The sequence below is a fragment of the Streptomyces sp. WMMC500 genome (assembly GCF_027497195.1).
GTDB lineage: Bacteria > Actinomycetota > Actinomycetes > Streptomycetales > Streptomycetaceae > Streptomyces.
On the sequence record NZ_CP114905.1, the window covers coordinates 4,287,159 to 4,313,147 of the forward strand.

At 73.7% G+C, this 25,989-nt stretch carries 21 protein-coding genes and 1 pseudogene; 10 read left to right on the forward strand and 12 right to left on the reverse strand.

Going from position 1 to position 25,989, the window contains the following annotated elements; genetic code table 11:
• Window positions 1–49: 49 nt before the first annotated feature.
• A complete protein-coding gene (locus O7599_RS18295) occupies window positions 50–1,165 on the reverse strand; it encodes a pentapeptide repeat-containing protein (protein WP_281623227.1) in 1,116 nt (371 codons plus the stop codon).
• A 620-nt stretch (window positions 1,166–1,785) separates the two neighbouring features.
• Between O7599_RS18295 and kdpF the strand changes: the two genes are divergently transcribed.
• From kdpF to O7599_RS18325, 6 genes are all read left to right on the forward strand, one after another.
• Window positions 1,786–1,875 (forward strand): K(+)-transporting ATPase subunit F, encoded by a 90-nt coding sequence (gene kdpF / locus O7599_RS18300; protein WP_281623228.1) that lies wholly within the window; start codon window positions 1,786–1,788, stop codon window positions 1,873–1,875.
• A complete protein-coding gene (kdpA, locus tag O7599_RS18305) occupies window positions 1,875–3,536 on the forward strand; it encodes a potassium-transporting ATPase subunit KdpA (RefSeq protein ID WP_281623229.1) in 1,662 nt (553 codons plus the stop codon). The genes kdpF and kdpA overlap by 1 nt, the downstream gene beginning before the upstream one ends.
• Window positions 3,533–5,602 carry a potassium-transporting ATPase subunit KdpB gene (gene kdpB, locus O7599_RS18310; RefSeq protein WP_281623230.1) on the forward strand — a complete coding sequence of 690 codons (2,070 nt, stop codon included), beginning with the start codon at window positions 3,533–3,535 and terminating at the stop codon, window positions 5,600–5,602. The genes kdpA and kdpB overlap by 4 nt, the downstream gene beginning before the upstream one ends.
• Window positions 5,603–5,651: 49 nt before the next feature.
• The gene (gene kdpC, locus O7599_RS18315) at window positions 5,652–6,248 is read left to right on the forward strand and encodes a potassium-transporting ATPase subunit KdpC (RefSeq protein WP_281623231.1); all 597 of its coding nucleotides are present in this window, start codon (window positions 5,652–5,654) and stop codon (window positions 6,246–6,248) included.
• Window positions 6,249–6,256: 8 nt separating this feature from the next.
• Window positions 6,257–7,411 (forward strand): universal stress protein, encoded by a 1,155-nt coding sequence (locus O7599_RS18320; protein ID WP_348652616.1) that lies wholly within the window; start codon window positions 6,257–6,259, stop codon window positions 7,409–7,411.
• Window positions 7,412–7,581: 170 nt separating this feature from the next.
• Window positions 7,582–7,776: a hypothetical protein gene (locus O7599_RS18325; protein WP_281623232.1), complete on the forward strand. Its 195-nt coding sequence runs from the start codon at window positions 7,582–7,584 to the stop codon at window positions 7,774–7,776.
• A gap of 7 nt (window positions 7,777–7,783) precedes the next feature.
• Here O7599_RS18325 and O7599_RS18330 read toward each other — a convergent pair whose 3' ends face one another.
• Both O7599_RS18330 and O7599_RS18335 read right to left on the reverse strand, forming a co-directional pair.
• Entirely contained in the window at window positions 7,784–8,503 is a 720-nt protein-coding gene (locus O7599_RS18330; protein WP_281623233.1) for a TrkA family potassium uptake protein, read from the reverse strand.
• A gap of 9 nt (window positions 8,504–8,512) precedes the next feature.
• Window positions 8,513–9,886: a potassium transporter TrkG gene (locus O7599_RS18335; RefSeq protein WP_348652617.1), complete on the reverse strand. Its 1,374-nt coding sequence runs from the start codon at window positions 9,884–9,886 to the stop codon at window positions 8,513–8,515.
• A gap of 215 nt (window positions 9,887–10,101) precedes the next feature.
• Here O7599_RS18335 and O7599_RS36900 point away from each other — a divergent pair.
• Window positions 10,102–10,212, forward strand: a pseudogene (locus tag O7599_RS36900) (DUF1048 domain-containing protein); the annotation flags it as partial.
• 20 nt (window positions 10,213–10,232) lie between these two features.
• On the opposite strand, the gene O7599_RS18345 reads toward O7599_RS36900, so the two are convergent.
• Together O7599_RS18345 and O7599_RS18350 are read right to left on the reverse strand one after the other, a co-directional pair.
• Window positions 10,233–11,153, reverse strand: coding sequence for a hypothetical protein (locus O7599_RS18345; RefSeq protein WP_281623234.1), 921 nt, complete (start codon window positions 11,151–11,153; stop codon window positions 10,233–10,235).
• Window positions 11,150–11,554 (reverse strand): hypothetical protein, encoded by a 405-nt coding sequence (locus tag O7599_RS18350; protein ID WP_281623235.1) that lies wholly within the window; start codon window positions 11,552–11,554, stop codon window positions 11,150–11,152. Before O7599_RS18350 ends, O7599_RS18345 begins: the two co-directional genes overlap by 4 nt.
• A 189-nt stretch (window positions 11,555–11,743) precedes the next feature.
• Between O7599_RS18350 and O7599_RS18355 the strand changes: the two genes are divergently transcribed.
• From O7599_RS18355 to O7599_RS18365, 3 genes are all read left to right on the forward strand, one after another.
• The gene (locus tag O7599_RS18355; protein ID WP_281623236.1) at window positions 11,744–12,166 is read left to right on the forward strand and encodes a tetratricopeptide repeat protein; all 423 of its coding nucleotides are present in this window, start codon (window positions 11,744–11,746) and stop codon (window positions 12,164–12,166) included.
• Between the two features lie 6 nt (window positions 12,167–12,172).
• The gene (locus tag O7599_RS18360; protein ID WP_281623237.1) at window positions 12,173–12,886 is read left to right on the forward strand and encodes a hypothetical protein; all 714 of its coding nucleotides are present in this window, start codon (window positions 12,173–12,175) and stop codon (window positions 12,884–12,886) included.
• Between the two features lie 827 nt (window positions 12,887–13,713).
• Window positions 13,714–15,057 carry a CHAT domain-containing protein gene (locus O7599_RS18365; protein ID WP_281623429.1) on the forward strand — a complete coding sequence of 448 codons (1,344 nt, stop codon included), beginning with the start codon at window positions 13,714–13,716 and terminating at the stop codon, window positions 15,055–15,057.
• A gap of 21 nt (window positions 15,058–15,078) precedes the next feature.
• Here O7599_RS18365 and O7599_RS18370 read toward each other — a convergent pair whose 3' ends face one another.
• From O7599_RS18370 to O7599_RS18400, 7 genes are all read right to left on the reverse strand, one after another.
• Window positions 15,079–18,027 (reverse strand): glycoside hydrolase family 2 TIM barrel-domain containing protein, encoded by a 2,949-nt coding sequence (locus O7599_RS18370; protein ID WP_281623238.1) that lies wholly within the window; start codon window positions 18,025–18,027, stop codon window positions 15,079–15,081.
• Between the two features lie 140 nt (window positions 18,028–18,167).
• Window positions 18,168–19,175 (reverse strand): LacI family DNA-binding transcriptional regulator, encoded by a 1,008-nt coding sequence (locus O7599_RS18375; RefSeq protein WP_281623239.1) that lies wholly within the window; start codon window positions 19,173–19,175, stop codon window positions 18,168–18,170.
• Between the two features lie 89 nt (window positions 19,176–19,264).
• The gene (locus tag O7599_RS18380) at window positions 19,265–21,325 is read right to left on the reverse strand and encodes an alpha-L-fucosidase (protein ID WP_281623240.1); all 2,061 of its coding nucleotides are present in this window, start codon (window positions 21,323–21,325) and stop codon (window positions 19,265–19,267) included.
• A gap of 9 nt (window positions 21,326–21,334) precedes the next feature.
• On the reverse strand, window positions 21,335–22,897 hold the full coding sequence (locus O7599_RS18385) for a GxGYxYP domain-containing protein (RefSeq protein ID WP_281616682.1): 1,563 nt from the start codon (window positions 22,895–22,897) through the stop codon (window positions 21,335–21,337).
• Between the two features lie 6 nt (window positions 22,898–22,903).
• Window positions 22,904–23,959, reverse strand: a complete 1,056-nt coding sequence (locus tag O7599_RS18390; RefSeq protein ID WP_281616683.1) for an ABC transporter ATP-binding protein — start codon at window positions 23,957–23,959, stop codon at window positions 22,904–22,906.
• Window positions 23,943–25,082, reverse strand: a complete 1,140-nt coding sequence (locus O7599_RS18395; RefSeq protein WP_281616684.1) for an ABC transporter ATP-binding protein — start codon at window positions 25,080–25,082, stop codon at window positions 23,943–23,945. The genes O7599_RS18390 and O7599_RS18395 overlap by 17 nt, the downstream gene beginning before the upstream one ends.
• Window positions 25,072–25,989 carry an ABC transporter permease gene (locus O7599_RS18400; protein ID WP_281616685.1) on the reverse strand — a complete coding sequence of 306 codons (918 nt, stop codon included), beginning with the start codon at window positions 25,987–25,989 and terminating at the stop codon, window positions 25,072–25,074. The genes O7599_RS18395 and O7599_RS18400 overlap by 11 nt, the downstream gene beginning before the upstream one ends.

Consider the following 25,989-nt stretch of genomic DNA (forward strand, 5'->3'; position numbering starts at 1 on the left):
CCGCCTGACCGGCCAGCCGGCGGGCCTTGCCGAGGGACGCTCCCCGTCTTCACCCGTCGTCGGGGCGCGGCGTCGTTTCGGCTTCCACTTCGTCGATCCGTGCCTGCACCGCCGGGTCCTCCCGGATGTGCGGCGGCAGCCCGGTGAGCGAGGTGATGCGAGCGGACACGACCTGCCGTACGGTCACCTGCGTCCCGGCGAGGTTCGCGAACCGCAGGTCCGCCCCCGTGAAGTCCGCCCCGGTGAGGCGCGCGCCCTTCAGGTTCGCGAGTCTGAGGTCCGCGCCCCGCAACGTCGCACTCCGCAGGTCCGCGTGCGTGAGGTCCGCCTCGGACAGGACAGCGCCGGTCAGGTTCGCCCTGGGGGCGATGGCGCGCTTCAGGTTCGCGTCGGTCAGGGCCGCACGCGTCAGATTCGTGCGGGCCAGGAACGCCCCGTTCAGGTTCGCTTCGTACAGGAACGCGCCGTACATGTCGGCTTCCCCCAGGTACGCGCCCTTGAGGTTCGCCCCCCACAGGTCCGCCCGCCGCAGGTTCGCCGTGACCGGTGACGTACCGCTCCGGTCCTCTTCCGGCTCGTCGCGTCCCCGCCCGCTCAGCTCCCCCAGGAACGCCCCCTCCAGGTTGGCCTCGTTCAGGCTGGCGCCCCTCAGGTCGGCCCCGGCCAGGACCGCGTCCGTCAGATCCGCGCCGCCCAGCTTCGCGTGGGCGAGCCGTGCGCCGTGGGCTGCGTTCGCGCCGTCCAGAACGGCGCGGGGTAAGTGGGCACCGGTCAGGTCGACCCTTGCGGTGCCGTCGTGTGCGGAGTCGCGGGTGGTCAGGATGGTCAGGGCCGCATGGACGTCGGTCGGGACGTCCTCGTCCTCGGCGAGGGGTTCGTCAGCGTGGGTGCGCACGTATGCGGACAGGACGTTGACCAGGGTGGGGTGGTCGCGAGGGGAGTCCTCCATGATGCGCTGAAGGGCGTACAAGCCACCGAGGCGGACGTCGATCGCGTCCTCGCCGAGGTTGGCGATGGCGGCCGTGTAGCGGTCCGTGATCTGCCCCTCCTCGGAGAGGGACAGTTCCTGCCGCACCTGGTTGACCTGAACGTTGGAGTACCACAGGCCGGCCACGGCCACCACGGCGGTGACCAGCACCGTCACCAGCTCGATTCTGCGCAGCATGTCCGGTCCCGACCCGGCGGCCCCCGCCGCCACCGGCCGGGCGGGCGTACGGGCGCGAGCGCGTCGGCCCGCACGGGTCCACGGCGGCCGGCCGGAGGATGGCCAACCGCGCGCGGCGCGACGTGCCCGGGCACGGCGGAGTTGCTGACTGCGGCGGTACGACATAGCCCTATTCGACCGGCCCCGAACAGCCGCCGGGGACGGTTTGGCTCACCTGGAGGGAGTCAGCACGCGGTCGGCACCTCTGCGGTGACCCCGGGCACGATGCCCGGCCCGATGACCGGCGTCAGGTTCTTCCAGGCCACGGCCACGTCGATCCGCACGCGCGCCGGCCGCCACCGCGCCGGGGCGCGGGTCCGCGACGTGCCGGTGTGGCCTGCCGCGGGCGGCGGGCACGCGGACCGTACGCCTTGCCGGTGACGGCGCCCGGCTCCGCGGCGGCGTCTGGCCTGGACCGCGGCCCGGGCGTGGTACGGCTGGGCCTGGTCGTCGGCGTGTGCCGGGCGACACGTGCCGGCACCGTCCCTCAGGAGATCGCCGATGGCCGATGTGGTCTTCGTCGCCGTGACCGTCGCGTTCTTCGGTCTGCTGGTCCTGGTGGTGAAGGGGGCCGAGCGCCGGTGAACGCGGAGAACACGGTCGGCCTGATCGCCTCGGCCGGCCTGCTGCTCTACCTCGTCCTCGCCCTGCTCTTCCCGGACCGGTTCTGATGAGCGACGCCGCCGCCGGTCTGACGACGATCGGCGTGCTGGTGGTCGCGCTGGCGGTGGCCCACGTGCCGATGGGCGAGTACATGGCGCGGGTGTACACCGGCCGGCGGCACCTGGCCGTCGAGCGGCTGGTGTACCGGGTGGTGCGGGTCGCTCCGGACAGCGAGCAGCGGTGGACCGCGTACGCGCTGTCGCTGCTGGGGTTCTCCGCGGTGTCGGTGCTCTTCCTGTACGCCTTCCTGCGGGTGCAGGGCGTGCTCCCGCTCTCGCTGGGATTCGGGGCCGTCCCGGCCGCCGGGGCGTTCAACACCGCCGTGTCGTTCGTGACGAACACGAACTGGCAGTGGTACGCCGGAGAATCCACGCTGGGCCACCTGGTGCAGATGGCCGGTCTCGCGGTGCAGAACTTCCTGTCGGCGGCGGTCGGCATGGCGGTGGCCGTCGCCCTGGTGCGCGGGCTGGCCCGGTCCCGGACCGACCAGATCGGCAACTTCTGGGTCGACCTCGTGCGCGGCACGGTGCGCATCCTGCTGCCGCTGGCGTTCGTGGCCGCGGTCGTGCTGGTCGCCGGGGGCGTGGTGCAGAACTTCGCCGGCCCCGAGGAGGTGCGTACGGCGGGCGGCGGGGTGCAGGCGCTCGTCGGCGGGCCGGTCGCCTCGCAGGAGGCGATCAAGGAGCTGGGGACGAACGGGGGCGGGTTCTTCAACGCCAACTCCGCGCATCCCTTCGAGAACCCGAACCCGTTCACGAACCTCTTCGAGATCTTCCTCCTGCTGCTCATCCCGAGCGCGCTGCCCCGGACCTTCGGGCGGATGGCCGGCAGCACCCGTCAGGGATGGGCGGTCCTGGCCGCGATGGCGGTCCTGTGGGCGGGCGGGCTGGCGGCGGTGACCGCCGCCGAGGTCGCGCATCCGGGCAGCGTGCCGCAGGCCGTGGGCGCGTCCCTGGAGGGCAAGGAGCAGCGCTTCGGCGTGTGGAACTCGGCGCTGTTCGCCCACGCGACGACCATGACCTCCAGCGGGGCGGTGGACTCGGCCCACGACAGCTACACCGCGCTCGGCGGCGGGGTGCTGCTGCTGAACATGCTGCTGGGGGAGGTGTCGCCGGGGGGAGCGGGATCGGGCCTGTACGGAATGCTCGTCATGGCCGTGCTGGCGGTGTTCCTGGCGGGGCTCATGGTGGGCCGCACGCCCGAGTACCTGGGCAAGAAGATCCGCGGCCGCGAGATCACGTACGTCGCGCTGTACGTGCTGGCGATGCCGCTCGCGGTGCTGCTGGGCACCGGACTGGCCCTCGGTTTCCCCGGGCCGCGCGAGTCCCTCCTCAACCCCGGGCCGCACGGCCTGTCCGAGGTGCTGTACGCCTTCGCCTCGGCCGGCAACAACAACGGCAGCGCCTTCGCCGGGCTGAGCGCGGACACCGACTTCTACAACGCCGCGCTGGGTCTTGCCATGCTCGTCGGCCGGTTCCTGCCGATCGTCTTCGCCCTCGCCCTCGCGGGCTCCCTGGCCCGCGGGCGGCCGGTCCCGGTCGACGAGGGCACGCTGCCGACCCACCGGCCGCTCTTCGTCCTCCTGCTGGTCGGCGTCGTGGTCATCGTGGCCGGGCTGGCCTTCTTCCCCGCGCTCGCGCTCGGCCCGCTCGCGGAGGGGCTGTCATGAGCCCGGGCACACCCCCGCCGCCGGGAGCGGGCCGGGTCACGGCCGGTCTCTTCCACCCGAGGCAACTGCTGGTCTCACTCCCGGACGCGTTCCGGAAGCTGGACGTACGGCACGTGGTGCGGGCCCCGGTGATGTTCGTGGTGTGGGTGGGCTCCGTCCTCGCCACGGTCTTCGCCATCCGGCACGCCAGTGCCTTCTCGGTGGCCACCGCGGTGTGGCTGTGGGCCACGGTGGTCTTCGCCAACCTCGCGGAAGCGGTCGCCGAGGGGCGGGGACGCGCGCAGGCGGCCACGCTGCGGAAGGCCAAACAGGAGACGGTGGCGCGGCGGCTGAGCGCCGACGGCACCGAGGAACGGGTGCCGGGCGCGGAGTTGCGCGTGGGCGACGTGGTCGTCGTCGAGGCCGGCCAGGTCGTGCCGGGCGACGGCGAGGTGACCGAGGGCATCGCGAGCGTCGACGAGTCGGCCATCACCGGGGAGTCGGCACCCGTCATCCGCGAGTCCGGAGGCGACCGTTCGGCGGTCACCGGCGGCACCAGGGTCCTCTCCGACCGGATCGTGGTCCGTATCGCGGTCAAGCCCGGCGAGAGCTTCATCGACCGGATGATCGGCCTGGTGGAGGGTGCCGTCCGGCAGAAGACGCCCAACGAGATCGCCCTCAACATCCTGCTGGCCTCGCTGACGATCGTCTTCCTGCTGGCCGTGGCCACGCTGCAGCCGCTCGCGGCCTACTCCGGGCGGCAGCAGCCGATCGTGGTGCTCGTCGCCCTGCTGGTGTGCCTGATTCCCACCACCATCGGCGCCCTGCTGTCCGCGATCGGGATCGCCGGCATGGACCGGCTCATCCAGCGCAACGTGGTGGCCATGTCCGGCCGCGCCATCGAGGCGGCCGGGGACGTGAACACCCTGCTGCTCGACAAGACCGGCACGATCACCCTCGGCAACCGGGAGGCCGCCGCCTTCGTGCCGGTCGAGGGCGTCTCGCGGACGGACCTGGCCGACGCCGCCCAGTTGGCCAGCCTCGCCGACGAGACCCCGGAGGGCCGGTCCGTCGTCGTGCTGGCCAAGGAGCGCTACGGCCTGCGGGCACGCGAGGAAGGCGCCATCCGGGACGCCCACTTCGTGCCGTTCTCCGCCCAGACCCGCATGTCCGGCGTGGACCTGGACGACCGCCGCGTACGCAAGGGCGCCGCCTCCGCCGTGATGCGGTGGGTACGCGAGAACGGCGGACACCCCGCGGCGGACGCCGGTGCCGTCGTGGACGCGATCAGCGCCGAGGGCGGCACCCCGCTCGTCGTCGCCGAGCACCCGGCGGCCGGACCGGCGCGGGTGCTGGGCATCATCCACCTCAAGGACATCGTCAAGACGGGCCTGCGGGACCGGTTCGGGGAGCTGCGCGCCCTCGGCATCCGTACGGTGATGATCACCGGGGACAACCCGGCCACCGCCAAGGCCATCGCCCGCGAGGCCGGCGTCGACGACTTCCTCGCCGAGGCCACGCCCGAGGACAAGCTCGCCCTCATCAGGTCCGAGCAGAGCGGCGGCCGGCTCGTCGCGATGACCGGCGACGGCACGAACGACGCCCCGGCGCTCGCCCAGGCGGATGTGGGCGTCGCCATGAACGCCGGCACGACGGCCGCCAAGGAGGCCGGGAACATGGTCGACCTGGACTCCAACCCCACGAAGCTCATCGAGATCGTGGAGATCGGCAAGCAGCTCCTCATCACCCGCGGCGCACTCACGACGTTCTCCATCGCCAACGACGTGGCGAAGTACTTCGCGATCATCCCCGCGATGTTCGCCGCCGCCTACCCGCAGCTCGACGACATCAACGTGATGCGGCTGGGCACCCCCGAATCCGCGATCCTGTCCGCCGTCGTCTTCAACGCGCTGGTCATCGTCGCGCTGATCCCGCTCGCGCTGCGCGGCGTCCGCTACCGGCCGACCAGCGCGGGGGCCATGCTGCGCCGCAACCTCGCCCTGTACGGACTCGGCGGCATCGTCACGCCGTTCGTCGGCATCAAGCTCATCGACCTCGTCGTCTCCCAGCTCCCGGGTCTGGGCTGAGTCCCGTGACGCCCGCCGTGTCCACCTCAGACCACCAGGGGGTCCACGCGTGATCACCGGTTTCCTCCGGCAGGCGGCGGCGGGTCTGCGCGTCCTGCTCGCCCTCACCGTCGTCGTCGGCGCGGTCTATCCGCTGGCCGTCTGGGCCGTCGCCCGCCTCGCCTTCCCGGGGCAGGCCGACGGCTCGAAGGCCACCGCTCACGGCCGTACGGTCGGCTCCTCGCTGCTCGGGCAGGACTTCACCGGCCCGCGGTGGTTCCACCCCCGGCCCTCGGCGGCCGGCCCCGGCGGCGGCTACGCCGCGCTGGCCTCCGGGGCCTCCAACCTCGGGCCGCGCAACGAGGAGCTGCTGACCCAGGTCCGGCAGCGCCGGGCGGCGGCGGCCGCGCGGGACGGCACGGACCCCGCGCGCGTACCGGCCGACGCCCTCACCGCCTCCGGCAGCGGCCTCGACCCGCACATCTCCCCGCCGTACGCCCGCCAGCAGGCACCCCGGGTGGCCACGGCCCGGGGGCTGGCCGAGCGGCGCGTCCGCGCGCTGGTGGACGACCACGTGGCGGGAAGAGTCCTCGGCTTCCTGGGCGAGCCGCGGGTCAACGTCCTCGAACTCAACCTCGCGTTGGCGCGACTCGCCCGGAAGGGATGAAGGCGACCGTGCCGCAGGGAACGCTGCGCGTCTACCTCGGGGCCGCCCCCGGGGTGGGCAAGACGTACGACATGCTGGCCGAGGGCCACCGCCGGGCCGACCGGGGCACGGACGTGGTCGTCGGGTTCGTCGAGGACTACGGGCGGACCCTCACGCGGAGGATGGCGGAGGGACTGGAGACCGTACCCCGCAGGACCCTCACCTACCGCGGCAGCGCCTTCACGGAGATGGACCCCGACGCCGTGCTGGCCCGCCGCCCCCGGCTCGCCCTCGTGGACGAACTCGCCCACAGCAACGTCCCCGGCTCCCGCCACGAGAAGCGCTGGCAGGACGTCGAGGACTTCCTCGCCGCGGGCATCGACGTCATCTCGACCGTCAACATCCAGCACCTCGAATCGCTCAACGACGTCGTCGAGCAGATCACCGGCATCCGGCAGCACGAGACCATCCCCGACGAGATCGTCCGCCGCGCCGACCAGATCGAGTTCGTCGACATGTCCGCCGAGGCGCTCCGGCGCCGCATGGCCCACGGCAACGTCTACCCGCCCGAGAAGATCGACGCCGCCCTCGCCCACTACTTCCGCGCCGGCAACCTCACCGCGCTGAGGGAGATCGCCCTGCTGTGGGCGGCCGACCGCGTCGAAGAGGCCCTGCTGCGCTACCGCCGGGACCACGCCATCCACGAGCCCTGGCACACCCGCGAACGCCTCCTGGTCGCCCTCTCCGGCGGCCCGGAGGGCGACACCCTCATCCGCCGGGCCAAACGCATCGCCGCCCGCGGCGCCGGCGGCGAGTTCCTCGCCGTCCACGTCCGCCCCGGCGACGGCCTCGCCGGCTCCTCCCCGCACCTGCTGGCCGACCAGCGCAGGCTGGTGGAGGAACTCGGCGGCACCTTCCACACCGTCACCGGCGACGAACCCGCCCGGGCCATCCTCGCCCTGGCCCGGGAGGTCGACGCCACCCAGATCGTCGTCGGCGCCACGCGGCGCAGCCGCCTCAAACAGCTCGTCCGCCGCGGCATGGACGAGATCCTCATCGAGGGTTCCGGCGACGACATCGACGTCTACGTCGTCACCCACGCCGAAGCCGCCCACGGCCGCTGGCTGCGCCGCCACACCCGTACACGGGAAAGCGCACCGGACGACGGCTCCGACGGATCGTGACCACGCCGACCGCGGCGCCTGCCGGCCACCGCGGGGTCAGGGACGTGTCAAAGGTGCCCGGGGGTGCGTCAGGGACCCGCTAAGGGCCCTCGCGGGCGCAGCTCCTCAGGGGTTGTCTGTCGGTATCCGCTCTGTTCGTCGGCCGCCCGGTGCCGCGGAGGTGCCTCGCCATGGATGACCCCGCCTTTCGTGTGACGGGTCGTGGTCGGCGGCGCAAGGCCGCCCGCCGTGTCCTGCCCGGCCTGTGGATCGCCACGGCGGCCCTGCTCGTCACCGGTTTCGCCCTGGAGAGCGTCTGGATCTTCTCGCTCGGGGCCTGGGCGTTCATGGCCGCCCTGGTCACCCGGTGGTTCCTGGACCCCTGAGGGCGGCTCAGCTCATCGCCGCGAACCTCTCCACGTTCTGGGTGCGTCCGGTGATGATGATGACGTCGCCCTTCTCCACCACCGTCTCGGCCGTGGCGTACGTGAAGTCCTGCCCGGGCCGCTTGATGCCGACGACCGTGACGCCGTACTCGCTGCGCACCCGGGTCTCGCCCAGCGGGAGTCCGGTGGACGCCTGCGGCGCCACCGTCTTGGCCAGCGCGTAGTCGTCGTCGAACTGGATGAAGTCCAGCAGGCGGCCGGTCACCAGGTGGGCGACGCGCTCCCCCATCTCGTGCTCCGGCAGCACCACGTGGTGAGCGCCGATGCGTTCGAGGATCTGGGCGTGCTGCCGGCTGATGGCCTTGGCCCAGATGTTGGGGACCTCGAACTCCAGGAGGTTGGAGGTGACCAGGATGGACGCCTCGATCCCGGTCCCGATGCCGACGACCACGTGCGTGAACTCGTGAATGCCGAGCTGCCGCACGGCCTGCGGGTCGGTGCAGTCGGCGACCACCGCATGCGTGAGCTGGTCGCTGAAGCGCTGGATGCGCCGCGAGTCGGTGTCGACGCCCAGGACGTCCCAGTCGCGGCGCATCAGCTCGGTGGCCAGGGAGCCGCCGAAGCGGCCCAGGCCGATCACCGCGATGCGGGCGTCGGAGGGGAGTGCGTACTGTGCGGCGAGACGCCTGCTGCGGCGCCGGCGCAGATGGTGCAGATAGGTACTCATGGCCGTCCGTCATCCGATAATCGGGCGTTCTTCGGGAAGTTGGTAGCGGCGGGTGCGCTCGCGCAGGGCCAGCGCCGAGACGAGGGTGATCGGTCCGATCCGGCCGATGAACATGAGCAGGATGAGGACCACCTGCCCACCCCCGGGAACCTCCGCGGTGATCCCGGTGGACAGCCCGACCGTGCCGAAGGCCGAGACCACCTCGAACAGCACCCGCTCGAAGGCGGCGTCCATCATCGTCAGCAGGGTGAGGGTCGCCGCTATGACCAGACCGATGCCCAGCAGGGCCACGGTCAGCGCCTGCCGCAGCACGCTGGGCGCGAGCCGGCGCCCCATCGCCTCCGCGGCCGGCTCACCGCGTACCTCGGCGAGGATGGCCACGCCGAGCACGGCGAAGGTGGTCACCTTGATGCCGCCCGCGGTGCCCGCGCTGCCACCGCCGATGAACATCAGCACGCAGGTCACCAGCAGGGTGGAGGAGTGCAGCGCGCCGATGTCGAGGGCGTTGAAGCCGGCGGTGCGCGACATGGCGGAGTGGAAGAAGCCCTGCAGCAGCTTCTCCCCCGCGTCGTACGGACCGAGGGTCCCCCGGTTGGACCATTCGAGGCCGAACGTCAGCACGGTGCCGGCGGCCAGGAGCACCGCCGAGGTGAGCAGGGTGAGCTTCGTGTGCAGCGACCAGTTGCGCCGCCCGGTGCGCCGGCGGCGCTCGCGGTGGCGCAGCACTTCCAGCAGGACCGGAAAGCCCAGGCCGCCGAGGATCACGGCGGCGGCTACGGGGAGGAGGATCCAGGGGTCGTCGGAGTAACCGCTGAGGCTGTCGGCGTGCAGACCGAAGCCGGCGTTGTTGAAGGCGGAGACGGCGTGGAAGAAGCCCGAGTAGACGGACTCGCCGATACCGCGGTCGTAGCCGAACCGCAGCCGCAGCGCCAGCAGCGCACCGACGGACAGCTCCACGATGAGCGTGGTGCCGGCGACGCCGAGCAGCACCCGGCGTACGTCCCCCATGCCCAGCGACTTCGTCTCCGCCTGCGCGGTGAGCTGCAGCCGCAGCCGGAGCCGCCCGGAGACCAGCAGCGCCAGCAGCGAGGCCAGCGTCATGATCCCGAAGCCGCCGACCTGGATCAGCGCCAGGATCACCCCCTCGCCGAAGCCGCTCCAGTGCGTGCTGGTGTCGACCACCGCCAGCCCCGTGACGCACACCGCGGAAGTGGCGGTGAACAGCGACGTGAGCAGGCCGCTGCCGGTACGGTCCTCGGCGGCCACGGGCAGCGAGAGCACCACCGCGCCGAGCAGGATCACGACTGCGAACGCCACCGCGACCATGCGGGCCGGATGCGCGGCCAGCACCGTGCGCCAGAACGCACCCGGGCGCTTCAGCACGTCGCCGCCACTTTCTCTCCCGCCACGAACGGATCCCGGCATGCACCGCCACCCCGCCGGCGCCACCGGCAGGACTCCCGCGCACCCTAACCCGCGTACTCGACGGGCACCCCGATGGCGGCGACGCGGGCCGCGCGGAACTCGCGAGGTTCTGGGCGAAATGGAAGTACGTCTCCACACGCATCGACAAGCTCAGGGAGGCCGGGAGATGAAGAATCGGGGAGACCCTCACAGGCAGCGATCTCACCAGGGAATGGAAGGCGTTCGAGGCCCGCGCCGAGGCGCTGCCGGACGACTACCGGGCGGCGTGGGATGAGATCAAGGCCGGGAACCGACCTCGCGCCGGTCAGGTGCCCTTGCGGAGGACGCGGGTGACGGCCTGGCCCGTGGGGTGGGTGAGCGGGCCGGGGGTGGGCAGGCCGACGGCGGTGGCGAGTCTGCGGCCGTAGAGGTCGACGCTGGACTCGACCAGTTCGGCCAGTGCGTCCGTAGCCGCACGGCCACGTCGCCATCCGGCCAGGAACGTCCCGGCGGCGATCAGCGCCGCCGGCCACCACCACGCGGCGAGCACGCCGTAGGGGACGCTCCACGCCAGCAGGCGCAGCGCCGCGTCGTACGCCTCGCGCGCCGTCCGCAGTTCGGTGCGTGCCGCTTCGGGGAGGATCAGCCACAGGCGTGACCAGCCGGAGTCCAGGTCGAGGCCGTACGTGGCGAGCACCCGTTCGTCGACGGCGTGGACGCGGTCGCCCGCCCAGGTGGGGCGGGTGGGCTCCACCAGGGCGATCCGGTTGCGCGCGGCGTTGAGCCGGTCGATGCGGGCGCGGTCGGCGGGGGCGAGGTGTCCCCGGGACGCCGTCGGTGCCGTGGCCGCCTCCTCCACGGCTCGCTGGAAGGCGGCCTCGGCCGCCGTCCACCTGTCGTGACGCCGGGCGGTGCGGCGGCGGGTGAGGGGGGCGGCGGGGCGCGGCCAGGAGCCGGTCCACCAGTCCTCCACGACGGTCGCGAACGCCTGCACCGCCAGGGCCGTTCCCGCGGAGGCGAGCAGCACCGCCGTCGCCGCGAGGGCCACGCCGCCCGCCGAGCGCGCGGCGGAGCTGCCGGCCAGGGCGTCCACCCGCTCGGCGGCGGCGGTGACGTCGTACCAGTCGGCGTGGCCCAGCAGCGTCCCCAGGGCGACCGTGCCGAGGAAGAGCAGCCCCGCGGGCACGAGATGGCTCGCCCAGCGGGACGCGAGATTTCTCCCGAGCTCGGTGAGGAAGGCGTTCATGACAGCGTGCGCCCGCGCAGGGGTTCGTCGTAGAGCCGGCAGGTACGCGCCTCCGGCGCCCGGCTGCGGGCGGAGACGGCACGGGCGCAGAGGTCGCGCGGGCACACCAGGACGTCCAGCACCGGGTGGCCGTCGAGCGGCGGGAGGCCGCCGACGCCGGCGCCCCGCGTGGCGGCGGTGAGCCCGCCCGCCACGCCGCTGCGGCGCAGCAGCTCGTTCAGCGCGCCGAGCGCCGCGCGGGTGCGCTGCCGCGTCCCGTCGTCGCCCTGCCGCAGCTCGGCGACGATCCTGTCGAACTCCGCCTCTTCGTCGGAGGCGACCGCCGCGCGCAGGTTGTCCAGTTCGCCGCACACGCGGGCCAGGGTCTGCATGACGGCGTCGTCGGCTCGGGCGCCCGCCATGCCAGGTACCTCCCCCTCGCCGGTCCGGCGCTCGCACCCCCCGTGGCCACGCGCAGTCAGCATGACACGGCCACGGCGTCCGGATGAGGTGTTCGGGTCTCGTTTTGTTCTCACCCCCGCAGGGCGGGGCGTGCCAGACTTGTCGGAACTGTGCACGTGCTCAACTCGACTACCTGAGGAGCCGGTTGCATGTTTCGGCGAAGGCGCAGGCAGAAGCGGGCCGAGGCCGGTAACGCGCCGGCGGGCAACGCGCCCGCGGGTGACGCGACGGGCGGAGGCGTGCGGTTCTCGACCCTGCCCTCCGAGACGGCGGCGCGCCAGGAAGCCGCCACCGGCGACCCCGTGGCGATGAACCGGCTGGGCATCATCCTGAAGACGAACGGCCGGGCGGACGAGGCGGCCGACTGGTTCCGCAGGGCGGGCGAGGCGGGCAACAACGACGCCATGGCCAATCTCGCCATGTACTTGATGAGCCAGGGGCGCAACGAGGAAGCGGCGCAGTGGTTCGAGCGGGCGGGCGGCCCGCTGGGCGAAGGGCTCGCGAGCAGGCTGCGCGCGGAGTCCGACGGCGACGGAGGGCCACCGGGCGCCCCGGGACACCGGGCCGGGTGAGCGGACTTGCTCGACGGCTGGGGCACTCCCGGCTATCAGATGCTGGCCGCGGCCTGCCAGCAGGGCAGCGACCACCACACGGAGTACGAGCGCACCGGGGACGTGCGCGCGCTGGACCGTGCCGTCGGCCTCTTCGAGTCCGTCCTCGGCACCGCGCAGAACATCGACATCAGAGCCACCGCGTCCAACGGCCTGGGCACAGCGCTGTGGTCACGGTACGAACGCTCGGGACTGCCCGCCGATCTGGACGCGGCCATCGGCCTGTTCCGCACCGCCATCGGGCTGTTCCCGCACGAGCGCGCGGCGATGCTCCCCGCCTTCCACGCCAACCTCTGCGGCGTCCTGCAACTGCGGTGGCTCCGTACCCGGTCCGAGGAGGATCTCACCGGCGCGCTCACGGCGGCCCGCGCCTCGCTCGCCGCCACGTCCGACGGCGATCCGCGGCGGGCGAGCCGGCTCAACAACCTGGGCTTCGTGCTGCTGAGCGTCCACGGCCAGCGCCACGACGCCGCGGCGCTGCCGAGGCGGTGGAGGTGCTGCGCCGCGCGGTCGGCTGCGCGGCTCCCGGCACGGACGTCCACACCTGGGTCCGCTCCAACCTGGCCGAGACGCTGTGCCACCGGTGCGCCGAGGAGGGCTACCGGGACGCCGGGCTGCTGCACGAGGCCGACCGACTGGCGCGCGAGGTCCTGCGCGTCACGCCGCACGGCCACCCGCTGACCCCCCGCTTCCAGTCGAACCTCGCCCTCGTCCTGCTGCACCGCTTCCGGGCCGAGGGCCACGGGCAGGGGCTCGCGGAGGCGGCCACGCTGTCCCGGCGCGCCCTGGCGGCCACCCCGAAGGGGCACCCCAACGCAGCGGAGCGGCGCACCGCGCTGGCGGAGATCGAGCGCGCGCTCATCCTGCACCGACTCGGCGTGGACGCGACGGCGCTCTCCCACCCCGGGGCCCTCGACGCGCTCGACGACGGTGACACCGCCGGGACCGCCCGTACCGTACGCGCGGGACGTGGCGCCCGGCGCCGGCGGCCCGGGCTCAGGCTGCGGCGAGCGCTTCGCCGGCTGGTACGTGTCCACGAACGAGCCGTGCTCTCCGTCCCGGAAGGGCATCGCCTGCACCCCGCCGTCCTCCAGCAGCTCGGCGGCGCGCACGCGCTCAGGTCCGCGGTTCTGGGGAACCGGGCGGCCGGTGCCGCCGCCGTCGCGTGCTTCCGCCGCGTGGCCCTCGACCCGACGGCTCCCGTACGCGACCGGCTCCACGCGGCCCGCCGCTGGGCGATGACCGCCGTGGACACCGCGGGCGACGCGGCCGGCGTGGAGCCGTTCGCCCTCGCGGTCACCCTGCTGCCCCGGGCCGCGTCACAGCAGATCGACCGCTCCCAGCGCGAGCGCCACCTGGCCGAGGTCCCGGGGCTCGCCTGCGACGCGGCCGCCTCCGCCGTACGTCTTGGCCGGCCGGAACGGGCCCTGCGGCTTCTGGAGCAGGGCCGCGGCGTCCTGCTCGGCCAGGCCCTGGACGCACAGACCGAACTGTCCGGGCTCCGCGCCATGCACCCCGCGCCGGCCGACCGCTACGTGGAGCTGAGCACCGCGCTGGACCGACCGCCGGGCCCCGGCTTCAGCTCCGCCCACAGGCTGTTGACGGACAGGGCGGCCACCGCCACCGATCCTCTCCAGAGCGAGGACCGCTACGCCCTCGCCGAGGACCTGGACGCGCTGCTCGCCGAGATCAGGGGCCGCCCCGGCTTCGCCGACTTCCTGAGGCCCCCGCAGGTGGAGGACCTGCTCTCGGCCGGATCAGCCGAGCGCCCCGTCGTCGTGGTGAACGCCTCGCGGCTCGGCTGCCACGCGCTGCTCCTGAACGGCGAGGCCCCCCGGCCCCTCCCCCTGCCCCTGGAGTACGCGGACCTGCTTCGCCGGGTCCGCGACTTCCACGCCGCCGTCCGTACCGCGGGCGACGGCGCGGCGTCGCTGACCGAACAACAGGACGCGCAGGGCACGGCCCGCGCCACCCTGGAATGGCTGTGGGAGGCGCTCGCCCGGCCGGTGCTCGACGCCCTCGACCTGGCGGCGCCCTCCGCGCGGCAGGACCCCGGCCCTTTGCCCCGGCTCTGGTGGGTCCCCACCGGCCCGTTGACCGCACTGCCGCTGCACGCGGCGGGCCCCGGCGGCGCGACGGCCCGCGACGGCGTCCTCGACCGTGTCGTGTCCTCCTACGCACCGACCGTCCGCTCCCTCATCCACGCACGGCGGCACGCGGGTTCCCGGGACCCGGGCCAGCCCGGCGCGCGGCCCCGCCCCCTCGTCGTCGCCATGCCCGAGACCCCGGGCGCGGCCGACCTGCCCGGGGTGGCCGAGGAGACCGCCGTGCTGACCGCCCGCTTCCCCGGAAGCCGGGTGCTGACGGGACCGCGAGCGATCCGCCCCGCGGTGCTGGCGGCACTTCCCCGACACGGCTGGGCGCACTTCGCCTGCCACGCCGTCGGAGCGGCCGACGCCGTCTCCGCCGGCCACCTCCTGCTCCACGACCACGGGACAGCCGCCCTCACGGTCACGGACGTGGCCCGGCTGCGGCTGCGTGACGCCCGGCTCGCCTACCTGTCCGCGTGCGAAACGCACCTGGGGCCACGGGCGCTCGCCGACGAGGCCCTGCACGTCGTCGGCGCCTTCCACATGGCGGGGTTCACCCACGTCATCGGCACCTTGTGGCGCGTCGACGACCACATCTCCGCGACCGTGGCGGGGCACTTCTACGACACCGTCGACGGCGCGTCCCCGGTCCCGCGGGACGACGAGCCGGCACGGGCGCTCCACGCCGCGGTCCGCACCCAGCGCGGCCGCTACCCGCTGACGCCGACCCTCTGGGCCGCCTACCTCCACGTGGGGGCGTAGGCGGAGTCCAAGGCCCGGGGTTCATGCGTCGCCTGTGCCGGGGCGGGCGCCTCCGGCGGCCGACAGCCGGACACCCCACGACGCCGCAGCGGCTTCCAGGCGGTGCTGCGGCAAGGGCTCCGGGCCGCACGAGGCCGAGCCCAGGCCGTAGTGGGCGGCGTCCAGGTGGACGTGCAGGCGGTCGGACGGGGTGAGGTCGGTCGGGTGGCGGGCCGTGTCCAGGGCCGCCGTCGTCCAGCGGCGGGCGGTGAGGGACAGGCGCGGGGAGCCGGTGGACGCGAGGCGCAGGCCCGTGCCGTCCGGGGCCGTCAGCTCCGCCCAGCGGATGCCGGCGCGGGCGCCGTTCTCCTGGGGCACGACGTACGCCGTCTGCAGACCGGCCACGGAGGAGCGGTAGCGGCCGACGCGCGCCGCGGACCGGCTGTCCGGGTACGCCTCGCCGGGGCCGCGGCCGTACCACTCGACCCGGTCCACGGCCGGCGGCAGCGCCAGGCGTACGCCGAGACGCGGCAGTCCGCAGGACCAGTCGCCCTGCGGGACCACGTGCACCGCCAGCAGCAGGGACTCCTCCTCCGCCGACCAGTGGAACTCCGCCGTCATGCCCGCGGCCTGGGCCGCCGCCGCGAGACGGGTCCGCACCAGCAGACCGCCGCCCGTGACCGTCACCTCGTCCACGCGGTGCTGCAGCCGGTCGAGGCCCGCGGCGCGCCAGCGCTGTTCGGCGGAGGTGCCGTCGGGCGCGTAGAAGGACGGGTTGCGGTCGTTGTCCGTCGGCGCCCGCCACAGGTCCAGCACCGGTCCTTCGAGTTCCAGCGGCCCCAGGCGGACCAGCCGTCCGGTGCGGCCGTCGAAGACGCCCGGGCCGAGCCGGACGGTCCCGTCGGCCCGCCGGGAGGGTGCGCGGGGCGCAGCCCCGCGGCGGGCGGGCGGCGGCGGTGCGGGCAGGGCCAGTTGCGTCCACGCCACCTCGTGTCCCGCCGCCGCCCACGGCTCGTCCGCGGCCAGCAGCACCCGCACCGTGACCAGGCCCTCGCCCGCCACCGACGGCATCTCCGGCAGGCCGACCTCCGCCGACTCCCCCGCCGCGAGCGCCGGCAGGTCCAGCGGTTTCGAGAGCACCGGCACCCCCTCGTCCGTCAGCTCCCACACGCAGCGCAGCGCCGACAGGTCGCGGAAGTCGTGCAGGTTGGCGACGCGGATCCGGCCGCCGGCCGCGGGGGTGACGCGGACGGGCTCGTACACCTTCTTCAGCTCGATCAGGCCGGGCGACGGCGTGCGGTCGGGGAACAGCAGGCCGTCCATGTTGAAGCGGCCGTCGTGGTACTGCTCGCCGAAGTCGCCGCCGTACGCGTAGTACGCGCGGCCGTCCTCGGTGCGCCGCGCGATGCCGTGGTCGATCCATTCCCAGACGAAGCCACCCTGCAGCCGCGGGTAGCGTTCGAAGAGCTCCTGGTACTCGCGCAGCCCGCCCGGGCCGTTGCCCATGGCGTGGGCGTACTCGCAGAGGATGAAGGCGCGTTGACGGCGGTGGGCGTCCGCGGCCGGGTCCGCCAGCGGGGCCTCGGCGTGGCGGCCGACGGCCTCGACCTCCTCGTGCGGCGGGTACATCCGGCTGTAGACGTCCGTGAAGCGGCACGCCTGGTCGCCCTCGTAATGGATCATCGGCCGGCCGGGATCCCGCTCGCGGGTCCACGCGGCCATCGCCTCCAGGTTGCGGCCGGTGCCCGACTCGTTGCCGAGCGACCACATGATCACGGACGGGTGGTTCTTGTCGCGTTCGACGGTGCGCCGCATCCGGTCCAGGCAGGCGTCGGCCCACTCGGGGGCGTCGGCCGGGTTGCCCGCCCAGTCGGAGTAGCAGAAGCCGTGCGTCTCCAGGTCGCATTCGAGCACCACCCACAGCCCCAGCTCGTCGCACAGCTCCAGGAACCTCGGGTGCGGCGGGTAGTGGCTGGTGCGGACCGCGTTGATGTTGTGCCGCTTCATCAGCAGCAGGTCCTCCAGGTGCGTCTGACCGGGCAGCGCCCGGCCGTGCTCCGCGTGGTGCTCGTGGCGGTTGACGCCCTTCAGCAGCAGGGGGCGGCCGTTGACCGCGAGCAGGCCGTCCTCGACCGTGAGGGTCCTGAAGCCGATGCGCAGCGCCACCCGCTCGGTGTCCGTGGCCAGTTCGGCGTCGTACAGGCGCGGTGTCTCCGCCGTCCACGGCTCGACGGCGGCCACCTCGGTCTCCGTCCCGGCGGGGACGTCCGCGACGCCCAGCTCCGGAACGCTGAGGCGGGCGGTGGCGCCGTCCCGGGTGGCCGCGTCGACGCGCAGCGTGCCACGTCCCGTGCCGGCGTCGTAGCCGGCGTGGACGAAGGCGTCCTCGATCCCGCCCGCCGGCCGGCGGATCAGCGTCACCTCGCGGAACAGGCCCGGCATCCACCACATGTCCTGGTCCTCCAGGTAGCTGCCCGAGGACCACTGGTGGACGCGCACCGCCAGGGTGTTGCGCCCGGCGCGCAGGTGCGGTCCGGCGTCGAACTCGGCGGGGAGCCGGCTGCCGCGGGTCACGCCCAGCTCCCGGCCGTTGAGCCAGATCCGCGCGCAGGAGTCCACGCCCTCGAAGCGCAGGACGGCGGGGTGGGCGGTCCAGTGCGCGTCGAGGTCGAACGTGAGCCGGTGGTCGCCCGTCGGGTTGTCGTCCGGCACGTGCGGCGGGTCCAGCGGAAAGGGGTAGCCGATGTTCGTGTACGCGGGTCCCTCGCCGTGCCCGTGCATCTGCCAGTGCGAGGGCACCGGGAGCTCGCTCCACGCGCTGTCGTCGTACCCCGGCTCCCAGAACCCCTCCGGAGCCCGGTCGGGCGACGGGGCGAGGTGGAAGCGCCAGACGCCCGAGAGGTCCCGGGACTCCGCGTCCGTACGCAGGTGGGCGCGGGCGGGGCGGGCACCGTAGCCGGGGGAGGTGTCTTCGTAGTACGGCGAAGGCATAGAGCAGTCAGTCCTGTCGGTGGGGTGCGCGAGCAGAGGTCGGCCGTCCGCGCGGCGGCGTCCACGCGGCGCTACGGCAACTGGTCAGGGGTGACGGACGAATGGCGGCGCCGGGCGCCGCGGGCAGCGGGGACCGGGCCTCAGGTGGACGAGCGCACCACGAGGTCCGGGCGCACCCACGCGCCCTCGCCCGTGGTCCGCTCCTCGCCCGCCAGCAGCCGGGCGACCTGCTCGACGGCGAGCCTGCCGACCTGCCGCTTGTCGATCCGCAGCGTGGTGAGGGGCGGTTCGACCAGCTCGCCCAGGGCCAGGCCGTCGAAGCCCAGCACGGCGACGTCCCCGGGGATGCGCAGGCCGCGGGCGCGGGCCGCGCGCATGGCGCCGATCGCGATCAGGTCGTTGAAGCCGACCACGGCGGTGAGGTCTGGGTGCAGGTCCAGCATCCGGACCATGGCCTCCCCGCCGGCCGCCACCGTGTGCTGGTCGCAGCAGACGATCCACTCCTCGTCCACCGGCAGCCCCTGGCCGCGGGCCTGCGCGAGGAACTGCCGGGCGCGCGGGCTCAGCCTGCCCGGCGGGGCGCCCTCCAGCATGCCGATCCGCCGGTGGCCGCGGGAGACGAGGTGCGCGACGCCCTGCTGCAGGCCGGACGTCACGTCGATGCCGACGGACCCGAACCGGGTCTGGTCCGGGCCCCGTTCCAGCAGGACGACCGGCAGACCCCCGGTGTGCCTGGCGAGTTCGTCGTCGTCGCCGTCGCAGTAGCCGACGATCGCGTCGGCCTGGTGGGAGAGGAGGTCGAGCGCTTCGCGTTCGGCACCGGCGCCGCTGCTCTCGCTGACGATGACGTGCCAGTCCAGCGGCTTGGCCACCTCCAGCACGCCGGAGGCGACTTCGGGGAAGTACGGGTTGGTCAGGTCCGAGACGATGAGCCCCAGGGTCACCGACCCCTGCCGGCGCAGCGCCCGCGCGTGCCGGCTCGGCCGGTAGTCGAGCCGGCGGGCCGCGGCGAGGACCCGTTCCTTGGTGGCGGGGTCGATGTCTTCCTTGTCGTTGATCGCGCGGGAGACGGTCTGCCGGGACACTCCGGCCATCTGGGCCACGTCGAGGATCGTCGCGCGGCTCGTTCTCGCCTGCTTGCCCGGCACTGCTACCGCCTTCTCGTCTTCATGCCGCCCCGCGCGCCGTGGCCGCAAACTGTAGCGACCAGGGGGCGCGGTGCGGCGCTCGGGTGTGCTCAGGTGTACGGGTCTTCGGCCCGGCCCAGGGCGATCGCGAAGAGATGCGCTCCGGGCACTTCCGGATGGGTCCCGTCCCCGTAGCGGGGCAGGGTGAGGGACTCGAGGGTTCTGCCGGGGTCCAGCGGGACCTGGCAGAAGCCGACCCGGGCGGGCGCGGCCGAGCGTCCGCCCGGCCGGTTGTGGTACGGCATGGCGACCGCCACCTCCGCGCCGGGCGGGTAGACGCCCTCGCCGAGGACGTCCAGCGCGAGCAGCGGCACGTCCTGTTCCGTGCCGTCGGCGTAGCGGGCCAGGGCGGGGCCGTAGCTGCGGTCGGCGGTGCCGGCCAGCAGGAAGCCGATCCGGCCCGCCCTGCCGTGCAGCGCGATGGTCTGGCCCGCGGCCCGGACGTTGTCGGGCGCGCCCGGCGGCACGTCCGGCCAGGTGAACTCCAGGCCCGCGTGCTCGATCCGGGCCCCCGGGGTGAACCCGGCCGCGGCGAGGGCCTGCGCGGACAGGCTGGTCCCGGTGGGGTCGAGCGCGGCGCCGGCCGGGTCGTCGTCGTCGCTGATCCCGGTGTTGTCGCGCGCCGCGGCCAGCGACTCGTACCGGCGGGGCGCGGGGACGGACGGGTCGAGGAAGAGCGAGAGGCCGATCCGCGCCTTCGCCCGGGCGGCGAGCACCCGCACCCGGACGGCGTCGGCGGTGACCGGCTCGGGGAGGGTGACCAGCCGCTTGTGGCCGACGGTGGTGCCGGTGGCGGTCTGAGTCCAGGTTCCGCCGCGCCGGGTGTCGACGGCGAAGGACTCCACCTGCTGGCCGGCCGTGATGTCCTCCTGCAACCCGACGACGTTGAAGGTGCGCGGCTCGGGCAGCGCGACCTCGTGCGGCCCGGGGCGGGCGGCGCCCGCGGCCAGGTCGTTGCCGTACGCCTCCCGCAGCACCCGCCCGAAGCCCTCCAGTGCCGTCACGTCGGGCTCGGCGAACAGCCCCCGCGGGTCCGGCGGCACGTTGAGCAGCAGCACGGCGTTGCGGCCCACCGAGTTGCGGTACAGCTCCAGCAGCCTGTCGGCCGTCTTCACCGCGGTGTCCTGCGAGGCGTGGTGGAACCAGCCCGGCCGGATGGAGACGTCCACCTCCGCCGGGTACCACGCCAGGTGCCCGGCGCGCCGCGCCACCTCCGGACCGGCCAGGTCGTGCGCCTCCTCGCCGGCGACCGGGGTCTGCGCGTACGGGCCGGGCTCGCCGGCGAGCGGGACGACGCTCCACTCGGTGTAGCGGGCGTAGCCGCTCTCGTTGCCGACCCAGCGCACGTCGGGGCCGCCGACCGCGCAGGCGGCGTCCCGCGCGAGGGCCCGCACCAGGCCGAACCAGGCGTCGTGTGCGTACGACTGCTCGGTGCCGGTCGGGTCGGCGCCGTCCAGCCATACCTCGTCGACCGGGCCGTACTCGGTGAGCAGTTCGTACAGTTGGTTGAGGTAGTAGCGGTTGTAGTCGTCCACCGTGTACGTGAAGGAGGGCAGCTCGCCGTCACGGACCCGCCCGGCCCGGTCGTCGCCGGCGGCGAGGGTGGGGATCGCGGACTCGACGGCCGGGCTGCCGTTGCCGTAGAAGCCGCCGGGGATGCGGGCGTGGTGCAGGTCGGCGGGCGAGAGGTAGAAGCCGACGCCGAGCCCGTGCGCGCGGGCGGCGTCCACCACGTCGCGTACGACGTCGCCCTTGCCGTCGCGCCAGGGTGTGGCCGCCACGGAGTGCCCGGTGTAGCGGCTGGGCCACAGCGCGAAGCCGTCGTGGTGCTTGGCGGTGAGGATCACGGACCTGAAGCCCGCGCCGGCCAGCGTGCGCGCCCACTGGCGGGCGTCGAGCTCCGCCGGGTCGAAGAGGGAGAGGTCGTCGGTGCCGGTGCCGTGCTCGCGGCCGGTGAAGGTGTTGATCCCGAAGTGGACGAAGGCGACGAGCTCCTGCCGCTGCCAGGCGACCTGGCGGCCGGACGGGCGGACCAGGGACGCCTTCCGGCGCAGTTCCTCGTCGCCGTCGCCCGGCGAGACGGCGATCCGCAGGGTCGGGGAGGTGGTCATGGGCGTCCTTCAGCTCGCGTGGTTCTGGTTGACCAGGTGGACGAACTCCGCCGGGGTGACCACCTCGACCTCCTGGCGCAGCCCGTCGACGACCGTCCTGACGTCGGCCATCGACTTGCTCCAGCAGTGCACCAGGACGAGGGTGTAGCCGTCGGCGGACGCGGGTGCCGCGGGGCGGGCGTTGATCTCCCGGATCAGCTCGTCCTGTTCGGTCAGCCCCTCCCACAGCAGGCTCCGCTGGGCGATCACCGGCTTGCCCGCCACCCAGTTGATGCCGCCGGCCGCTCCGGGGCCGAAGTAGAACAGGGCGTCGACGGCCGGGTGGCGGAGGTAGGTCTGCCACAGCGCGTCGTCGGCGAAGCAGTCCTGGTCGTCGAGGATCTCGCAGATGCCCATGTCCGCGGTGGCCATCAGGGTGTTCAGCCGCTCGGTGTAGCGGTTCAGCTCGGCGCGCGGCATCCGGCTGGGGAAGGTGTAGCCGTTGCCGCTGGGTCCGGCGATGAAGTGGTCCTTCGCGCTGCCGGCGCGGGCGTTGTCGTAGTACCAGCGCAGCGCCGCCGGGGCGAGGTCGACCAGGGAGGGGCTGAGGCCGTAGCCGAGGCTGAAGTCGCCGCGGTCGGGGCTGGTGAAGTACTCGTGCTGGCTCCACAGGTTGGCGGCCACGTTGTCGCCGTCGCTGATGACGAACGTGACGTAGTGCTTGTTCCGCGTCGCCGGGGCGGGCTGCGGCTTCTGCCTGAGGCCCGCGGTGCTGTGGATGCTGCTGAGCGCGGAGAGGTTGGGGGCCAGGTCCGACGGGATGGAGGTGATGCCGATGCCGGACGCCTGGGAGATCATGTCGATCTCGCTGTCGCCGTAGCCCATCAGCGTCGCGCCGGGCGCCATGCCGGCGAGCACGTCCGCCCGCCAGTCGCTCACCCCGTCGTAGAAGGTGAAGGCGTCGGTCAGCGAGAGGTAGTCGCGCAGGTGGTAGGCGACGTTCGGGTTCAGCTCGGCGGCCGTCGTGCGGGAGAAGCTGCCGCCGTACGTCTCGTACGCCCAGCGCTCGTCCCTGCCCGAGACGTCGAGCAGCATCCGGGTCAGGCCGAGGGCCTGCACCTCGGCCTCCTGGCTGCGATCGACGGGGAGCGCGGACAGCGGGCCGCTCAGGGCGGAGGCGACGTTGACGGAGTCGACGTTCGCGGCGCGGTCGTAGCGGACGTAGCCGCGCAGCCGGTCGCGGAAGTGGGTGAGCAGTCCCTGCCAGGTGGTGAGGGAGTCGTCGAGTCCGATGCCGTAGTACGTGTGCAGGCTGTTCTTCCAGACCGCGCCGGGGCCGCCCTCGTCGATGAAGATCTGCTCCGGGGAGGTGCGGGCGACCAGGCCCTGCAGCGAGCTGACGAGGATCCGGTCGGCGTCGGTGGTCAGGTTGCCGGACGGGATGACCTTCAGGGCCTGCAGCGGGGTGCCCTTGGGGAGGGAGGCGCGTACGCGGTGGCGGCGCGCGGGCGCCGCGCCGGCCGAGCCGGGCGCGAGGGCGAGCGCGGTGCCGGTCGCCAGGGCGGCCTTGCCGAGCGTTCTCCTGCGTATCAAGGTGACTCACTCCTGTTCGTCTGCGGGGTGGAGCCAGCAGTGCACCCACTGGCCGGTGGCGTGCGAGGTCCGTGCGGGGAACTCCGCCCGGCAGCTCTCCCGGGCGAACGGGCAGCGCGGGTGGAAGCGGCAGCCGGACGGCGGATCGGCGAGGTCGGGCGGCTCGCCGGCGTCCGCCACGTCCGTGAAGGCGGAGGCGCCGGTGCGGGTGAGCGTCCGCGCCGGGTCGGGCGAGGCGCCCAGCAGCAGCCGGGTGTAGGGGTGCTGCGGGTTCTGGATGACCTCCTCGGTGGGGCCGCCCTCGACCATCTGGCCCGCGTACATCACGTAGATCTCCTCGGCGAGGTACCGGGCGCTGGCGATGTCGTGCGTGATGTAGAGCAGGGCCAGGTCCTCCTCGTCGCGCAGTTGCGCGAGGAGGTTGAGGATGTCGAGCCGCATCGACACGTCCAGCATCGAGATGGGCTCGTCGCCGAGGACCACCTTGGGTCCCACGGCCAGTGCGCGGGCGATGGCGACGCGCTGGCGCTGCCCGCCGGACAGCTCGTGCGGCAGTTTGTCGACGAAGTCCCGCGTCGGGGTGAGGCTGACCCGCTGCAGCAGGTCGAGGATGTGCGCTTCGAGGGCGTCCTTGCCGCGGCCGTGGCCGTGCAGGCGCAACGCCCGGCCCAGGGTGTGCCGCACCGTGTGCATGGTGTTGAGCGAGGCGAACGGGTCCTGGAAGACCATCTGGACGTCGGAGTAGTACGCGCGGGCGGCCTTGCCGCGCAGCGGGCCCACCGGCTCGCCGCGCAGCCGGATCTCCCCGGACGTCGGCCGGTACATCAGCGAGAACAGCCGCGCCAGGGTCGTCTTGCCGCTGCCGCTCTCGCCGACCAGGGCGACGATCTTCCCCCGGTGGAGCCGCAGCGAGGTGTGCTCCAGGGCGCGCACGGTCGACGTACGGCCGATGCGGCTGCGGACCGTGAAGTGCATGGACACGTCGACGGCCTCCAGGACCGGAGCCGCGCCGGCCCCGGGGCCGGGGCCGGTGGCCGGTGTCGCGTCAGTGGCTGACCGCATCGTCGCTCTCCTCTCGGTGCCGCGCCGGCTGCCACCGCGGGTCGTGCAGCAGGCAGGCCGCCTGCTGCTCCCCGATCCGCAGCAGCGCCGGGGTCTCGGTGTCGCACGGCTCGAAGCGGTGCGGGCAGCGGGGGTGGAAGGCGCAGCCGGCGGGCGGGTTGCGCAGGTCCGGCGGGGTGCCGGGGATGCCGCTGAGGCGGCGCACGGGTTCCCGCAGCGGCGGGAAGGAGGCGCGCAGGCCCTCGGTGTAGGGGTGCTGGGGGTGGTGGTAGATGTCGTACGCCGTGCCGATCTCCACGATCCGGCCGGCGTACATGATCGCGATCCGGTCGGCGAGTTCGACGAGCAGCGACAGGTCGTGGGTGACGAACACGACGGCGAAGCCGAGCTGTTCGCGCAGCCGCAGCACGTTGGCGAGGATCTGGCGCTGCATGACGACGTCGACGGCGGTGGTGGGTTCGTCCATGACGACGAGGTCGGCGCCGCAGGCCAGCGCCAGCGCGATGGTGGCGCGCTGGCGGGTCCCGCCGGACAGCTCGTGCGGGTAGGCGCCGGCCTGCCCCGCGGTGAGGCCGACGAGCGCCAGCAGTTCGTCCGTGCGAGCGCGCGCCGCCTGCCGGGTGAGGGTCCTGTCGTGCTGGCGCAGGACGTCGGTGAACTGCGCGCCGAGCCGCACCACCGGGTTGAGCGCGTTCATGGCGCTCTGCAGCACGATCGACAGGTCCCGCCAGCGCAGGGCCCGCAGTTGCTTCTCGGACATGGCCGCCAGATCGACGGGCTCGTCGGCGTGGCCGGGCAGGAAGCGGATCTCGCCCGCGGTGGTCACGGCCGGCGGGCGCTCCAGCCGGGTCAGCGCGGTGATCAGGGTCGACTTGCCGGAGCCGGATTCGCCGGCGACACCGAGGATCTCGCCGCGCCGGACGGTGAAGGAGACGTCGGCGCAGGCGCGCACGGAGCCGCTCTCCGCGAGGTACTCGACGGTCAGGCCGCGGACGTCGAGCAGGGGGCGGCCGGCGGGGGTGCCGGGGGCGGCGGTGTCGGTGGGAGCCGTTTCGGGGGGAGCGGTGGAAGCGGGGGGAGCGGTGGAAGCGGGGGGAGCGGTGGGAGCGGTGTCAGCGGGCATCTGCCACGTCCTTCTCGTGCGTGGCCGCGCCGGTGTTCCGCGCCGCCTTCACCAGGGCGCGCTGGGCGTTGCGCAGCCGCGGGTTGGAGACCTCGTCGATGCCGAAGTTGACGAGGGTGACGGAGGCGCCGAGCAGCGCGATGCACAGACCGGGCGGGGCGAACCACCACCACATGCCGGTGATCAGGGCGTTCCCCTGCTGGGCCTCGCTGATCATGATTCCCCAGCTCGTGGTCGAGGCGTCCGCGATGCCGAGGAACGCCAGGCCCGACTCGGCCAGGACGCCGCCGACGAAGCCGCCGAGGAACATGGCGGAGATCCAGCCGACCAGATGCGGCAGCACCTCGACCATCGCGAGCCGCCAGCGGCTCTCGCCCAGCATGCGCGCCGCGGTCACGAAGTCCCGGTTCCGCAGGCTGAGGGTCTGCGCCCGGATGGCCCGGGTGCCGCCGGCCCAGCCGAAGGCGCCGATGATGACGCCGATGACGATCGGCCCACCGCCCTGGACGTACCCGCTGATGACGAAGATCAGCGCGAAGCCCGGCATGGTGAGGAAGACGTTCGTCAGGCCGGTCAGCACCGTGTCCACGGCCCCGCCCGCCAGGCCCGCCGTCACGCCGACCACGACGGCGATGAACGTGCCGAGCACGGAGGCGACCAGGCCCGCGAGCATCGACTGGCGGGCGCCCACGACGACCTGGGCCAGCACGTCCTGCCCGCTGGCGGTGGTGCCGAGGAGGTGGTCACCGCTGGGCCCCGTGGCCACGGCGTCCAGGTCGATCGCCGTGGGGCTGGTGTGCAGCAGATGGTCGGTCACCCAGGGCCCGGCCACGGCGGCCAGGACGAACAGGCCGAACACGGTCAGGCCGAGGCGTACCTTCCAGCCGCGCGTCAACCGCTTGAGCAC

Coding starts and splice junctions, on each gene's coding strand:
- O7599_RS18350 (WP_281623235.1), bottom strand. CDS start 11,554: ATGGCGGGCGCCCGAGCCGACGACGCCGTCATGCAGACCCTGGCCCGC.
- O7599_RS18295 (WP_281623227.1), bottom strand. CDS start 1,165: ATGCTGCGCAGAATCGAGCTGGTGACGGTGCTGGTCACCGCCGTGGTG.
- O7599_RS18365 (WP_281623429.1), top strand. CDS start 13,714: ATGCACCCCGCGCCGGCCGACCGCTACGTGGAGCTGAGCACCGCGCTG.
- O7599_RS18345 (WP_281623234.1), bottom strand. CDS start 11,153: ATGAACGCCTTCCTCACCGAGCTCGGGAGAAATCTCGCGTCCCGCTGG.
- O7599_RS18395 (WP_281616684.1), bottom strand. CDS start 25,082: ATGCCCGCTGACACCGCTCCCACCGCTCCCCCCGCTTCCACCGCTCCC.
- O7599_RS18380 (WP_281623240.1), bottom strand. CDS start 21,325: ATGACCACCTCCCCGACCCTGCGGATCGCCGTCTCGCCGGGCGACGGC.
- kdpB (WP_281623230.1), top strand. CDS start 3,533: ATGAGCCCGGGCACACCCCCGCCGCCGGGAGCGGGCCGGGTCACGGCC.
- O7599_RS18390 (WP_281616683.1), bottom strand. CDS start 23,959: ATGCGGTCAGCCACTGACGCGACACCGGCCACCGGCCCCGGCCCCGGG.
- O7599_RS18330 (WP_281623233.1), bottom strand. CDS start 8,503: ATGAGTACCTATCTGCACCATCTGCGCCGGCGCCGCAGCAGGCGTCTC.
- O7599_RS18355 (WP_281623236.1), top strand. CDS start 11,744: ATGTTTCGGCGAAGGCGCAGGCAGAAGCGGGCCGAGGCCGGTAACGCG.
- O7599_RS18370 (WP_281623238.1), bottom strand. CDS start 18,027: ATGCCTTCGCCGTACTACGAAGACACCTCCCCCGGCTACGGTGCCCGC.
- kdpA (WP_281623229.1), top strand. CDS start 1,875: ATGAGCGACGCCGCCGCCGGTCTGACGACGATCGGCGTGCTGGTGGTC.
- O7599_RS18325 (WP_281623232.1), top strand. CDS start 7,582: ATGGATGACCCCGCCTTTCGTGTGACGGGTCGTGGTCGGCGGCGCAAG.